Source organism: Rhodococcus sp. SBT000017, from assembly GCF_003688915.1.
In the GTDB taxonomy this organism is placed as follows: Bacteria; Actinomycetota; Actinomycetes; order Mycobacteriales; family Mycobacteriaceae; genus Rhodococcoides.
On record NZ_REFU01000001.1, the window covers coordinates 1,399,921 to 1,413,251 of the forward strand.

The 13,331-nt window shown below is 65.8% G+C and carries 12 protein-coding genes; 5 read left to right on the top strand and 7 right to left on the bottom strand.

Annotated elements, in window-relative coordinates; translation table 11 throughout:
• Positions 1 to 51 precede the first annotated feature (51 nt).
• Positions 52 to 1,893, top strand: a complete 1,842-nt coding sequence (gene ilvD, locus AYK61_RS06260; RefSeq protein WP_121870192.1) for a dihydroxy-acid dehydratase — start codon at positions 52 to 54, stop codon at positions 1,891 to 1,893.
• Between the two features lie 75 nt (positions 1,894 to 1,968).
• On the opposite strand, the gene AYK61_RS06265 is transcribed toward ilvD, so the two are convergent.
• Entirely contained in the window at positions 1,969 to 2,943 is a 975-nt protein-coding gene (locus tag AYK61_RS06265) for a DoxX family protein (RefSeq protein ID WP_259467949.1), read from the bottom strand.
• A 93-nt stretch (positions 2,944 to 3,036) separates the two neighbouring features.
• On the opposite strand from AYK61_RS06265, the gene AYK61_RS06270 reads away from it, so the two are divergent.
• Entirely contained in the window at positions 3,037 to 4,185 is a 1,149-nt protein-coding gene (locus AYK61_RS06270; protein ID WP_121870194.1) for a sorbosone dehydrogenase family protein, read from the top strand.
• A 60-nt stretch (positions 4,186 to 4,245) separates the two neighbouring features.
• On the opposite strand, the gene gatB is transcribed toward AYK61_RS06270, so the two are convergent.
• Positions 4,246 to 5,757, bottom strand: a complete 1,512-nt coding sequence (gene gatB, locus AYK61_RS06275) for an Asp-tRNA(Asn)/Glu-tRNA(Gln) amidotransferase subunit GatB (protein WP_121870195.1) — start codon at positions 5,755 to 5,757, stop codon at positions 4,246 to 4,248.
• Positions 5,758 to 5,851: 94 nt separating this feature from the next.
• On the opposite strand from gatB, the gene AYK61_RS06280 reads away from it, so the two are divergent.
• Positions 5,852 to 6,316: an acyl-CoA thioesterase gene (locus tag AYK61_RS06280; protein WP_170946068.1), complete on the top strand. Its 465-nt coding sequence runs from the start codon at positions 5,852 to 5,854 to the stop codon at positions 6,314 to 6,316.
• A gap of 23 nt (positions 6,317 to 6,339) precedes the next feature.
• Here the strand turns inward: AYK61_RS06280 and AYK61_RS06285 are convergent, their stop codons facing one another.
• From AYK61_RS06285 to AYK61_RS06300, 4 genes are all read right to left on the bottom strand, one after another.
• Positions 6,340 to 7,371, bottom strand: coding sequence for an ATP-dependent 6-phosphofructokinase (locus AYK61_RS06285; protein WP_032397750.1), 1,032 nt, complete (start codon positions 7,369 to 7,371; stop codon positions 6,340 to 6,342).
• 252 nt (positions 7,372 to 7,623) lie between these two features.
• Entirely contained in the window at positions 7,624 to 7,965 is a 342-nt protein-coding gene (locus AYK61_RS06290) for an HPF/RaiA family ribosome-associated protein (protein WP_121870196.1), read from the bottom strand.
• A 146-nt stretch (positions 7,966 to 8,111) separates the two neighbouring features.
• Complete coding sequence (locus AYK61_RS06295; protein ID WP_121870197.1) at positions 8,112 to 8,774, bottom strand: response regulator transcription factor; 663 nt, start codon at positions 8,772 to 8,774, stop codon at positions 8,112 to 8,114.
• A 10-nt stretch (positions 8,775 to 8,784) separates the two neighbouring features.
• The gene (locus tag AYK61_RS06300) at positions 8,785 to 10,023 is read right to left on the bottom strand and encodes a sensor histidine kinase (RefSeq protein ID WP_397484771.1); all 1,239 of its coding nucleotides are present in this window, start codon (positions 10,021 to 10,023) and stop codon (positions 8,785 to 8,787) included.
• Between the two features lie 165 nt (positions 10,024 to 10,188).
• On the opposite strand from AYK61_RS06300, the gene AYK61_RS06305 reads away from it, so the two are divergent.
• Positions 10,189 to 10,833 (top strand): hypothetical protein, encoded by a 645-nt coding sequence (locus AYK61_RS06305; RefSeq protein ID WP_121870199.1) that lies wholly within the window; start codon positions 10,189 to 10,191, stop codon positions 10,831 to 10,833.
• Positions 10,830 to 12,227, top strand: a complete 1,398-nt coding sequence (locus AYK61_RS06310) for an alpha/beta-hydrolase family protein (protein ID WP_121870200.1) — start codon at positions 10,830 to 10,832, stop codon at positions 12,225 to 12,227. Before AYK61_RS06305 ends, AYK61_RS06310 begins: the two co-directional genes overlap by 4 nt.
• Positions 12,228 to 12,243: 16 nt before the next feature.
• On the opposite strand, the gene AYK61_RS06315 is transcribed toward AYK61_RS06310, so the two are convergent.
• Positions 12,244 to 13,326, bottom strand: coding sequence for an esterase family protein (locus tag AYK61_RS06315; RefSeq protein ID WP_259467950.1), 1,083 nt, complete (start codon positions 13,324 to 13,326; stop codon positions 12,244 to 12,246).
• Positions 13,327 to 13,331: the final 5 nt, after the last annotated feature.

Below are 13,331 nucleotides of genomic sequence, written 5' to 3' on the forward strand. Positions count from 1 at the left end.
AGTAATCTCGTCGATGCGAGAAACCGCTGCAACGAACGAGGACACCGCACTATGCCGCCGCTACGCTCACGGGTCACCACTGTCGGACGCAATGCCGCGGGCGCACGCTCGCTGTGGCGCGCCACCGGAATGACCGATTCGGACTTCGGAAAACCCATCGTCGCCATCGCGAACTCGTACACCCAGTTCGTTCCAGGCCACGTGCATCTGAAGAACGTCGGCGAGATCGTCGCCGACGCCGTACGAGCTGCGGGCGGCGTTCCCCGAGAGTTCCACACCATCGCCGTCGACGACGGAATCGCCATGGGCCACGGCGGAATGCTGTACTCGCTGCCCAGCCGCGAGATCATCGCCGACTCCGTCGAGTACATGGCCAACGCCCACACCGCCGACGCGCTCGTCTGCATATCCAACTGCGACAAGATCACCCCCGGAATGCTCAATGCCGCGATGCGCCTGAACATCCCGGCCGTCTTCGTCTCCGGTGGACCGATGGAGGCAGGCAAGGCGGTGGTCGTCGACGGCGTCGCGCAGGCACCGACCGACCTGATCACCGCGATCTCCGCCAGCGCCAACGACGCCGTGTCCGAGGCGGGCCTCGACGAGGTCGAGCGCAGCGCGTGCCCCACGTGCGGGTCGTGCTCGGGCATGTTCACGGCGAACTCGATGAACTGCCTCACCGAAGCGCTCGGCCTGGCATTGCCCGGCAACGGCTCCACCCTGGCCACTCACGAGGCCCGCCGGGCGCTGTTCACACGCGCAGGCACCACCATCGTCGAGGCAGCGCTGAAGTTCTACCGCGACGAGGACGAATCCGTCCTCCCCCGCAACATCGCCACTCCGGCCGCGTTTCGCAATGCCATGGCACTAGACGTGGCGATGGGCGGATCCACCAATACAGTGCTGCACACCCTCGCTGCTGCGCAGGAAGGCGAGGTCGACTTCGACCTCGACTCCATCGACGCCATCAGTCGCAAGGTTCCGTGCCTGTCGAAGGTCTCCCCCAATTCCGATTACCACATGGAAGACGTGCACCGCGCCGGCGGAATCCCGGCTCTCCTCGGCGAATTGCGACGGGCGAACCTGCTCGAAACCGACGTCTCGACCGTGCACACGAAGAGCTTCGACGAATGGCTCGACACCTGGGACATCCGGTCCGGCAAAGCGTCCGCCGAGGCCGTCGAGTTGTTCCACGCCGCCCCGGGCGGTGTCCGCACCGTCGAACCGTTCTCCACGAGCAACCGCTGGTCCTCGCTCGACACGGACGCCGCAGGGGGCTGCATCCGCGATCTCGAGCATGCCTACACGGTCGAAGGTGGCCTGGTGGTATTGCGCGGCAACATCGCCGTCGACGGTGCGATCCTCAAGACCGCGGGCATCGACGAGGACCTGTTCTCCTTCCAGGGACCGGCGCTGGTCGTCGAGTCGCAGGAAGAAGCCGTCTCGGCCATCCTGCAGAAGAAGATTCAGCCCGGTGACGTGCTGGTCGTTCGCTACGAAGGACCCAAGGGCGGTCCCGGCATGCAGGAAATGCTGCACCCGACGGCCTTCCTCAAGGGTGCCGGACTGGGCAAGGTCTGCGCCCTGATCACCGACGGCCGCTTCTCCGGCGGAACCTCGGGACTGTCCATCGGGCACATTTCCCCCGAGGCCGCTGCGGGCGGTGTGATCGGGCTCGTCGAGAACGGCGACCAGGTCCGAATCGACGTCGCCACTCGCACCCTCGAGATCCTCGTCGACGACGAGACCCTCGAGACGCGACGCGCGAAGATGAACGCGTCCGAGCGGCCGTGGCAGCCCGTCGATCGCCAGCGCACGGTCACCACCGCTTTGCGCGCATACGCCGCGTTGGCGACATCGGCGGACAAGGGTGCCGTCCGCTACGTCCCCTGAGGGTGAAAATCACGTGAGCGGAACCTCGTAGCAGGCTACGAGGTTCCGCTCACGTGGTCGGGTACGTGTCCGAGGTCAGCGGACGACGGGGTTGGCCCCGTTGAGGAAGATCCAGATGCACACGCCTGCGGCGATGCCGACGGCGAGCGCGAGGAACGAACCGATCCGCGGCCGGGTGGCCCATCCTCGTCGGCCGTCGAACGCGATGCGTCCCGGACCGGTGAGGATGATCGCGGCCGCAGCGAAGCCGAGGACCGTCTCGTACTCGACGCCGCCGGTGCCGGAGAATTGCAATCCGGGCTCGACGGCCTGCTTGAAGCACCAGGCGTTGATGATCGTGGCCAGCACGGCCGCGCCTGCCAGTGGTGTTGCCAGGCCCAGGATCAGCAGTGCTCCACCGAGGGTTTCGCCCGCCGCGGCCGCGATCGCGAGGATTTCCGAGTAGCGGAATCCCGAACTCTCCAGCAGGTTCTGAAATCCGTCGAGACCGGGGCCGTCCCACAGTCCGACGAGCTTCTGCAGTCCGTGACCGAGAAACACCGCTCCGATCGTGACGCGAAGGACGAACAGACCCAGGTCGGTGCTGCCGCGGCGTGCGGGAACCTCGACGGTCTCGGTACGAACCTCGGGCTCCGGGGCGACGGCCGTCGCAGGCGCAGCGGCCGGGGTGGTCCCGAGGTACTCGGTGGAGTGATCGGAGTACGCACTCGACGACGTGCTGTCCGAGGTCGAAGGACGGTCGGTCGGCGTATCGGCGAACGCCGAGGGTCGATAGGTCTGCATCTTCTCCGTGGGCTGCGCATCGGCCGAGCGTGCGTCGGACGACGACGAGTACGGAAAATCGAGTTCGTCGTCGGTTCGCGGCAGTCGGTCCGAGCGCTGAGCCCCGAACGCCGTGGTCGGCGTACCCGAGGCGTCGGTGCGCTCGGACGCTGGCGACTCGGAGGTGGAGCGCGAGGGCGGAATCTGCTCCGTGGGATTGTCGTACGGGCTCTCGGCCGGTTCGTACGACGGATCCGGCCGGTTGGGGTCGCGCGGTGTATCGGTCACCTCTCCACAGTAGAGCCGATGAGCGCTCCTCACCGACGTCGACGCTCACGGCCGCGTGGCGAGTCTCCCCCGACGTTCCGTAACGTTCGAAGCATGAAGCCGGTCGGAGCGTCGCCACGAACTGCAACCGCTGCCGTCGTCGCCCTGTCGATGACCGCTGCCCTGCTCGCCGGGTGCGCCCGTTTCGACGACTCGAACGCGACGCCGTTCACTCCTGCGCCTGAGGTGGGTGCGGCCGAACTGGAGCCGACCACCCCCAGCGAGACGCCACCGCCGTCCGATCCGGGCGCACCGCCCCCGCCGTCCGGTCCCTGCGTCGACCCCGATTCGGCGGTGATCGCGACGTGCCTGGACACCACGGGCGGACTCGTCGCGCTCCCCGATGGACAGTCGGCACTGGTTGCCGAGCGTCGCACCGGTCGCATCATGGAGGTCGCTGCAGGCCGGACGCCGGTCGAGGTGGCCCGAGTCGACGTGGACGGCACCGGTGACGGCGGCCTTCTCGACATCGCGCTGTCTCCGACGTACATCGAGGACGGGTTGCTCTACGCCCTCATCACCACATCCGCGGACACCAGGGTGGTCCGACTCGCTCAGGGCGACGTACCCAAGGACATCCTGACCGGCATCCCCCGCGGCGCGGCGGGCAATCGCGGAGCGATCGACTTCTACACACCGAACGAACTACTCGTGCTCACCGGCGACAACGGCGATCCAGCTGCGGCTGCGAGCCCGAACTCCCTGTCCGGCAAGTTGTTGCGGGTTACCTCACTGTCTCCGACGACGAACCCACCGCGACCGCAGATCGCACTGAGCGGCATCGGTACGGCGGGCGACGTCTGCACCGACGGCACCGGAAACATCTACGTCACCGACCGCACAGCGCTCGAAGATCGTCTGCAGCGCATCGACACTCTCGGCGCGGTGTTCAACCCGGTGTGGACGTGGCCGGACCGTCCCGGTGTTGCCGGATGCGCAGCGGGCGCAGGTGGAGTGGCCGTAGCCCTCACGACGGCCAAAGCTGTTGCAGCACTGACCACGGACCCGAACACCGGAGCTGTCTCGGCCGAACCGATACTGCTCATCCAGGACGAGTACGGCCAGTTGAACGGTGCGACGAGTTCGGCCGATGGGCAGATCCTGGTGGGCACCGTCAACAAGAACGGGCCGACCGTCGGACCCACCGACGACCGCGTCGTCAAGGTGCCGTTCCCCGGCGGCGGCGGAGGCGGCTTCGACTGAAAGAGAGACGACTGCGGCCGAGCGCGTATCGCGCTCGGCCGCAGTCTTTCTCGGTCGTGATCAGGGCTGGCCGCAGGCCTCGAGTACGAGTTCCTTCACCCGAGCAGCATCGGCTTGGCCGCGTGTCGCCTTCATCACCGCACCGACGATGGCACCGGCGGCCTGAACCTTGCCGCTGCGGATCTTCTCGACCACACCGGGATTCGCTGCGAGCGCCTCGTCCACGGCGGCCTGCAACTTGGTGTCGTCCTTCTCCAGTACGAGATTGCGCTCCGCCATGACCTGCGCAGGCTCACCCTCACCCGCCAGCACCCCGTCAACCACCTGACGGGCACCGTTGTTGTTGAGCTTGCCGTCGGCGACCAACGCGGCCACCTCGGCAACCTGAGCCGGAGTGATGGACAGATCGGTCAGTTCGACCCCGGCGATGTTGGCCTGCTGCGCCAGGTACGACACCCACCACGACCGCGCCGCCTGCGCCGACGCACCCGCCTCGACCGTCGCCGCGACGAGCTCGAGCGCACCGGAGTTCACCAGATCGCGCATCTCCTCGTCGGAGACGCCCCACTCCTTCTGAATCCGACCGCGGCGCAACCACGGCAGCTCGGGCAACGTCGTCCGAAGCTCCTCGATCCAGGCCGCGTCGGGAGCGACGGGCGCAAGGTCGGGCTCGGGGAAGTAGCGGTAGTCCTCGGCGGTCTCCTTCTTGCGGCCTGCGGTGGTGGTGCCGTCCGACTCCTGGAAGTGCCGAGTCTCCTGCGTCACCTCTCCGCCCGATTCGAGAACCGCTGCCTGACGCCGCATCTCGTACCGAACGGCAACCTCGACGCTCTTGAGCGAGTTGACGTTCTTCGTCTCGGTGCGCGTGCCGAATTCGGTTGCCGTCTTCGCCATCAGAGACACGTTGGCATCGCAGCGCAACGAGCCCTGATCCATCCGCACGTCGGACACGTTCAGAGACTTCAACAGGTCACGCAGCGCGGTGACGTACGCGCGTGCGACCTCGGGCGCACGCGCACCGGTTCCCGTGATGGTCTTGGTCACGATCTCCACCAACGGCACACCGGCACGGTTGTAATCGAGCAGCGAATGCGACGCGCCCTCGATGCGGCCGGTCGCTCCGCCGACGTGCGTCGACTTACCGGTGTCCTCCTCCATGTGCGCACGCTCGATCTCGACTCGAAACGTGCTGCCGTCGTCGAGCAGCACATCGAGGTAGCCCTCGGTCGCGATGGGCTCGTCGTACTGCGAGATCTGATAGTTCTTCGGCTGATCCGGGTAGAAGTAGTTCTTGCGAGCGAACCGTCCCCACGGGGTGATCGAGCAATTGAGCGCCAGCCCGATCCGAATCGCCGACTCCACCGCAGCAGAGTTCACCACCGGAAGCGCGCCGGGAAGGCTCAGGCACACCGGGCACACCTGCGTGTTCGGCTCGGCACCGAACTCGGTGGGGCAGCCGCAGAACATCTTGGTCGCCGTGCCCAACTCCACATGGACCTCCATGCCCAACACGGGGTCGAACTTGGCGAGCACATCGTCGTAATCGATCAAATCGACGGTTGCAGCAGTCATGGTCAGTAGTTTATGCATTGCATTCGACGCGCGAGTAACCACGTGCACTCGTTACCGTGCACGGGTGACTCCCCCAGAGAAGCAGACACTGGCCATGACCGTGCTGATGACACCCGACATGGCCAACTTCTCCGGCAACGTCCACGGCGGCACGATCCTGAAGTTCCTGGACCAGGTGGCGTACGCCTGCGCCAGTCGCTACGCGGGGGCCTACGTCGTGACTCTGTCGGTCGATCGCGTCGTGTTTCGCGAACCCATCCACGTCGGAGAACTGGTCACGTTCTCTGCGTCGGTCAACTACACCGGCCGCACATCCATGGAGGTCGGCATCCGAGTGGAGACCGAGAACATTCAGTGCGGTGAATTACGCCACACCAACAGTTGCTACTTCACCATGGTCGCGATCGGCGACGACGGCAAGCCGAAGACACTGCCTCAGTTGACGCCGACCACCGAGGTCGGTGCTCAGCGTTTCGAGGCAGCGCGGCGACGACGCGAACTGCGCCGCGAGACCGAGGAACGTGAGGCCGAAATCCAGGAGGCCGCCGGTCGCATCTGACGGCTCACGCCGTCGCACCGGAGTCAGCCGAAGAACGCGGCGGCGTCGTCGTATCGGGTCTGCGGTACCCGCTTGAGTTGCTTGGTGGCCTCGGCCAGAGACACCAGGCCGATCTCGGTGCCGCGCAACGAGACCATCTTGCCGAAGTCTCCCGAATGGGCCGCATCGGTCGCGTTGACGCCGAATCGTGTTGCGAGAACGCGGTCGTACGGCGTCGGCGTTCCACCGCGCTGGACGTGGCCCAGCACCGTGGTGCGTACTTCCTTGTTGATGCGGCGCTCGATCTCGACACCGAGCTGATGGGCAACCCCGGTGAATCGAACGTGGCCGAACTCGTCGATACCGCCGTCGAGAAGCTTCATCGAGCCCTCCATAGGCTTGGCCCCCTCGGCCACGACACAGATGAAGTGCGAGTCTCCACGCTGAAAACGCTTGCGTACCAACGTGCACACTTCTTCGACGTCGAACGGCTGCTCGGGGATGAGCGTCATGTGCGAACCCGACGCCAGGCCTGCGTGCAGAGCGATCCACCCCGCGTGACGACCCATCACCTCGACGAGCATCACGCGCTGATGGGATTCTGCGGTGCTGTGCAGACGGTCGATCGCATCGGTGGCGATCGTCAGCGCCGTGTCGAAGCCGAATGTGACGTCGGTGCAGTCGATGTCGTTGTCGATCGTCTTCGGCACACCGACCACGGGCACACCCTCTTCCGACAACCACGCTGCCGCGGTGAGAGTCCCTTCGCCACCGATCGGGATCAACACGTCGATGCCGTTGTCCTCGAGAGTCTGCTTGACCCGGTCCAGTCCGGCGCGCAACACATCCGGATTGGTGCGCGCGGTGCCGAGCATCGTGCCGCCCTTGGTGAGCAACCGGTCGTTGCGGTCGTCGTTGCGCAGTTGCACCCGACGGTCTTCGAGAAGCCCGCGCCATCCGTCCTGGAAACCGACGACAGTGGAGCCGTACCGCGCGTCCGCGGTGCGTACGACTGCGCGAATCACCGCGTTGAGCCCTGGGCAATCGCCGCCTCCGGTCAGAACTCCGATGCGCATCGATTTTCGCCTCTCTGACAGGGAGTGGAGCCTGCGGCACAACCACAGACCGTTCTTTCGGTGAAGCCCAATATCGAATGCCACCTTAATCGTCCGTCTCGACGTGCGCGCGTCGATACCCTTCGAACCGTTTCGTGACGAGCTGTGCCCAGCTGGGTACAGCTCGCTGTTCGCCTCGATCGGGCGAGCACCACCCGGGTCGGCCGTTGGCGCGCCTGGGTTCGCTACAGGCGCGGCCGACGTCCGCGCGTATCAGCGACCGCGAATGGTCTCGCGCGAGTCCTTGTCGTCCAGCCTGCCGAACTTATGGGTGAGAAGTGTTTCAAGTTTGTCCAGCGCCTCGGCAAAAGCGGTGAGGACCCTAGCTGACGACGCGGTGACGGTCACGGGTTCCTGGCCTGCTGGGCGGGCCTCCATCAAGCACCGGATGTCATCGGCGGTCTCGCGGCCCGCGCTCTCGTCACGAAAGCTGATATCGATGCGCGTGAGGTGGTCGGAGAATCGGTCGAGGGCGCTCACAACATCTGTTTCCATGCGTTCTCGAAGTTGACCGGTGATGTCGACATTGGCGTCGGTACGAACGTGGATATCCATGCGAATGCAACTCCTGGGCTCGGGTAGGTCCCTTACTCAACCAGGGTCGACATCATGTCGGCAGTGCCGATAGTCCTCTCCGAGGGAGGCAAAAGATGTCCCAAGCTCGGGCGTGGGATGCTGCGCGCGTCGGTATCGTTCGGTCCTCACTTCGGGGTGACGACACCGGTCTCGTAGGCCAGTACGACCGCCTGGGCGCGGTCGCGCAGTCCGAGCTTCGCAAGAACCTTGCCCACGTGCGTTTTCACGGTCTGCTCGGCCAGGAACAGTGAACCCGCTATCTCGGAGTTGGACATGCCGGTGGCGACGAGTTCGAGAACCTCGCGTTCCCGCGGAGTCAGATCGCTCAAACGCCCAGAGGTGTGTCGCCGCGCTCCCCGCCTGGAGGTGACGTCGGCGATGAGCCGTCTCGTCACCGACGGTGCCAGCAACGCGTCACCTGCCGCGACGACCCGAACACCTCTGATCAACTCCTCGGCCGGTGCATCCTTGAGCAGAAAGCCACTTGCACCGAGTGCCAGGGCCTCGTAGACGTAATCGTCGATGTCGAACGTCGTCAGCATCAGAATGCGCACCGGCGACGGAAGTGACGCAGAGAGAATTGCGCGTGCGGCATCGAGACCGTTCATCTCGGGCATCCGAACGTCCATCAGCACCACGTCGGGCAACAACCGGGCGACCTCGCTGACCGCGGTCCTGCCGTTGTCGGCGTCTCCGACGACCGAGATGTCGGCCTGAGCACCGAGAAGCGCACCGAACCCCTGCCGCACCATCGCTTGGTCGTCGGCGATGAACACCGTTGTAGCCACGCGCAACAGCCTAGGCGAGATCGTTCCGGACAACCGGTGCCGTCGAGATCGGCATGCCGTTCGGAACGTGCACCGCGACCTCGAATCCGCCGTCGGGCAGAGCGGTGGCATGCAGCCAGCCGTGCGCCGCGCGCGCACGATCGCGCATACCCGCAATCCCGTGCCCACCGGTATCGGCTCCAACGGTGCGTCCGACACTTTTGCTCGGTGACGGCGCATTGACCACGGTCATGACCACCGTGCTCGGCCCGACCGTGATGTCGACGGTCACCGCAGCGTCGGGGGCGTGCCGGGCAGCATTGGACAGCGACTCCTGCAGAATTCGGTACAGCGCCAAACCTGTTGTGTCGGAGATCGAATCGACCGGACCGGTGACAGTCCACCGCACATCCATACCTGCCTTGCGACTCGCCTGCAGGGTACGTTCGAGATCGAGTGCATTCGGTGCCGGTGCGTCCTGCCACTGCTGTCCGTCGCTGCGCAGCACCCCCAGCATCCCCCGGATCTCGTTGAGCGCTTCCCGTGCGGTAACTGCGATCGACTCGAATTCCTTTGCTGCGGCGACAGATACGTCATCGAGCCGATACGGCGCACTCTGCGCCTGCACGACGACCATCGACATGTGGTGTGCAACGACGTCGTGCAGATCCCGGGCGATCTTTGCCTTCTCCTCGAGAACGGTGCGTCGGGTGCGCTCGAGTTCACTGACTTCCTCTTGCTGCGCGAGCTGCCTGCGGGAGAGAACGAGCCAGCGGATCAACAGTCCGAACACCACGACTGCGGTCAGTCCGACCGACCAGCCGACGCCGTCCGAGCCCGGCACGTAGGCGAAGAACACCAGCACGCTGGACAACCAGGCCACGAGCAGCAGCGACGGCGGCGAGCGCAGAGCGACGGCGAACAACAACGACAGCAGAACGAGAATGTGCACTACCTGCCAGGGATAGTCGTAGCCCGGCACGCGATCGAACGCCACCGGAATCACCAGTGCGGACAGCGCCGAGACCGCCCACCCCAGTGCGGGATTGATGCGGATCAACGCGAACGGAAACGCGGCGAGCGCGCCGACGATCGGCAGTAACGGTCCCGAAACATCATGTGTCAACGGCAACGTCGGCCACGAGATCGAATACAGCACCGCCGTGACGGCCACGATGAGTACGTCGATCGAGCGGAAGCCGGCAATGCGAGTCGGCACTCGACGCCGAACTACGCCGGTGCCGGGTTCTGTCGCTCTGTTCTTACGCACGGACCGAGCTTAAGGAGTGTGAGCCGACCAGGTCGTCATACCTGAGTATCACTTCGGTCCACTACCGAGGTCTCGGGTCACGCCCCGAACGCCCTCTACGGGCGCTGCAGAACGAGACTTCGGTCCGATGTTCGACGGGTACATCGCTCCCTAGCGTCGAAAGCCATGAACAGGAACACTTCTCGCGCCGTGATGTGCACGGCTGCAGCGATCGTAGCGGTGACGGCAACGACCGGCGCAGCATCGACACCGCCCGCTGCCGACTTCACTTCACCTGTCGCGGTCTCGGTGCACGCACTGGTCACCGAGTCCGCGGACACCGCCGCCCTGACCATCCCCGACGACTTCGGGTCGGTGATGGGGTACCGGCCTCGGGTGCAGGACGACATGGCAGAGAACCCACACGGCGACTGTTCGTCGCCCGTTCCGCTGCCGTCCGACTTCGATTCCGCATGCAGGGCCCACGATCTGGGCTACGACCTGATTCGGTACGCCGCTGCGACAGGAACGACAGTGGACCCGCAGTGGCGCAGATCGATCGATGCCCAGCTCGAAGGCCGCATGCACGCCGCCTGCACGGACCGGCCCGATGACGGGCCTCGCCAGGTCTGCGACGCCGCCGCATCGGTGGCCGCCACGGCAGTCGACGTCAATTCCTGGCGACAGTCGTTCGGCGCTCCGGTGGCCGAGCCCGCGTTGCCCTTCGTGTCGGCCGGCGCGGGCATGGCGCTGATTGCGCTGTCGGCTCTTCTGACGCGCCGATACCTGCGCAGGCGAGTGTCGACACCCGAGATCGGCGCACGCGCATGAGCACCTCGATCACCGGAGCCTCCGCACGAATCGGTGCTGCACAATCCGACATCGGACCCCCGCCGACGGGGGTACGGCTACCGCGCGTCGGGACCTCCGTCGCTCTCACTGCTGCGGTGTTGGCGTCGTCGGCCCCCGCGCTGCTCCCCCGTCCAGCTGTCACCCAGGCTCTCTTGACCGGCGTATCGATGGCGATCGCCCTCGCCATCGGATGGTCGGCTCGGCGCGCACTCGGCACCCGGCGACCTGCTCGACTCCGAGCGCAGGCGTGGACAGCAGGCGTTGGAACACTGATCTCGACGAGTGCAGTTCTCTCGAATATTCAGTGGCAGAACCGGTTGCGAGTGTCGATGGGTACCCCCTCAGTGGACTGGCACTATGCCGTCGACGTAGTCGGTGGAGCGACATGCGTTGCTGTCGTCCTGTGGGGAATCGGTCTTGCCATCCGGAGAATGTGCACTGCGATCGGCAGCTTTCGATCGGTCGTCCTGATCGGTGTCGTCGGCGTGCTGTCGTATTTCGTTGCCGTGCCCGCGCTCTGGTCGGCCATGTCCAGTTCTTTCGCGGCCTCGAACTCTGCGCTGGACGACGCGGTGACCGCACCCGTCGCTGCGGCGAGATCAGGAAGTCCGAACTCACTCGTGCCGTGGCGCACTCTCGGCCGAGAGGGCAGAAAATTCACCACCGGCGGCCTGGACCCCAGCACCGTGCGCACCTATGTGGGGCTCGACTCGGCGGCCACCCTCGATCAGCGGGTCGAGTTGGCCATAGCGGACATGGAACGCGCCGGCGCTTTCGATCGCAGTGTCGTGGTCGTGGCGATACCCACCGGATCGGGCTGGGTGGACGAAAATGCCGTCACCGGTGCCGAAAGCAGATTCGGCGGGGACGTCGCGACCGTGGCGGTGCAGTACTCGAACAAACCGAGCTGGGCGACGTTCGTGTTCGCCGAGGACGACGCACGACGGTCGGCAGATACAGTTGCCCGCGCGGTCGCAGCACGCGCGGCCACCGAGTCGACACCGCCGCAGATCGTCGTGTACGGCCAGAGTTTGGGTTCGGTGGCGGGAAGCGACGCGTATCTGTCTCTCCGGCATACGGATCCGCGCATCTGCGGTGCCGTATGGGCGGGTCCACCCGCCGGAGCCGTCGACACCGACGGCGCAACGGTACTCGCCAATTCCTCGGACCCCGTCGTTCGGTGGTCGGCCGACCTACTGTGGTCACCGCCGAACACCTCGACCACCCGACCCGACGCACCGTCGCCGATGTGGCTGCCCCTCGTCAGTTTCGTCCAGACGTCCATCGATCTCGCGGCAGCGCTCGATGTCGACCCCGGTCACGGCCATCGGTACGGCACCGACCAAGGTACGAGCATGCCGCGGTGTCGGTGATGACAAGGCCAGCCGTTCAGCCGAGTAGCCCCAGACGCCCGCCGAGCCAGTCCATTTCCTGCTCCAGCGCCGGAGCCCACACCTGCATCGAGTGTCCACCGGGCAGCTCGCTGTAGTGCGCGTCCACACCGGATGCCACTGCAGCCTCGAACGCACGCTCGGTCTGCGGCCGGAATTCTTCGTCGTCGGCACCGACGACGAAGGCACCGGCCGAACCGGGAAAGCTGTTGTGCGAGAGTATGTTCAGTGGCGTGGCGCGCTCGAAACGCGCCTCGTTCGCCGGGGTGTCCGTGCCGTATGCCGCTGCAACGGATTCGCTTCTGGTGCCCCGGCGTTGCTCGTCCTCACCGGAGATGTCGAGAAAGGTGGGGTACACCGACGGTGCCGTCACCGCCAGCTGCAGCGCGCACGTTCCCCCGTAGGAATAGCCGCCCACCGCCCAGGCACTCGGATCCGAGGACACCCGAAAGTTCGATCGAATCCAGTGCGGCACATCGACGGACAGGTACGTCGCGGCGTTTCCGAGGTTCGAATCCATGCACATCGGATTTTCCTCGGTGTCACCCAGTCCGTCGGCCACCACGACGATCGGGGCCGCACCGCGGTGACGTGCTGCGAAGGCGTCCATCGTCTGGGCCAGACGACCACCCTCGATCCAGTCGACGACATGGCCGGGTTGGCCGGTGAGCAGCACCAGCACCGGTAGGTCGCTCGCTCCGGCGTCGTACGACGCCGGAAGGTAGACGGTCGCGGGTCGAGCGGCGAAGTGCGATACCGTGCCGGGCACGTCCACATCCATCAACCTGCCGGTGCCCTCGGACTGGACTGCCGGTCGATGACCCAGCGCCACGGCCACCGTCGGGTATCGAGTGACGGTCAGATTGGTGAGCACCGTCGCCGCGACCAGAAGCGACGCCACGAGACCGAGAGCACTCAGCGGGCCGAACACCGTTCCCGGTGATCGGCCCCGCCCGACCCGCAGTACGACAGCGACGAGCAGCACAGCCGTCACGACAGCGGTTGCAGTCGACGCGACCGCGGGCACTGCACCGGACAGCAGGGGCAGATGAGCCAGATCGACGGCCCACCGATGCAGCACCTCGA

Coding starts and splice junctions, on each gene's coding strand:
- ilvD (WP_121870192.1), top strand. CDS start 52: ATGCCGCCGCTACGCTCACGGGTCACCACTGTCGGACGCAATGCCGCG.
- AYK61_RS06270 (WP_121870194.1), top strand. CDS start 3,037: ATGAAGCCGGTCGGAGCGTCGCCACGAACTGCAACCGCTGCCGTCGTC.
- gatB (WP_121870195.1), bottom strand. CDS start 5,757: ATGACTGCTGCAACCGTCGATTTGATCGATTACGACGATGTGCTCGCC.
- AYK61_RS06280 (WP_170946068.1), top strand. CDS start 5,852: ATGACCGTGCTGATGACACCCGACATGGCCAACTTCTCCGGCAACGTC.
- AYK61_RS06285 (WP_032397750.1), bottom strand. CDS start 7,371: ATGCGCATCGGAGTTCTGACCGGAGGCGGCGATTGCCCAGGGCTCAAC.
- AYK61_RS06290 (WP_121870196.1), bottom strand. CDS start 7,965: ATGGATATCCACGTTCGTACCGACGCCAATGTCGACATCACCGGTCAA.
- AYK61_RS06305 (WP_121870199.1), top strand. CDS start 10,189: ATGAACAGGAACACTTCTCGCGCCGTGATGTGCACGGCTGCAGCGATC.
- AYK61_RS06310 (WP_121870200.1), top strand. CDS start 10,830: ATGAGCACCTCGATCACCGGAGCCTCCGCACGAATCGGTGCTGCACAA.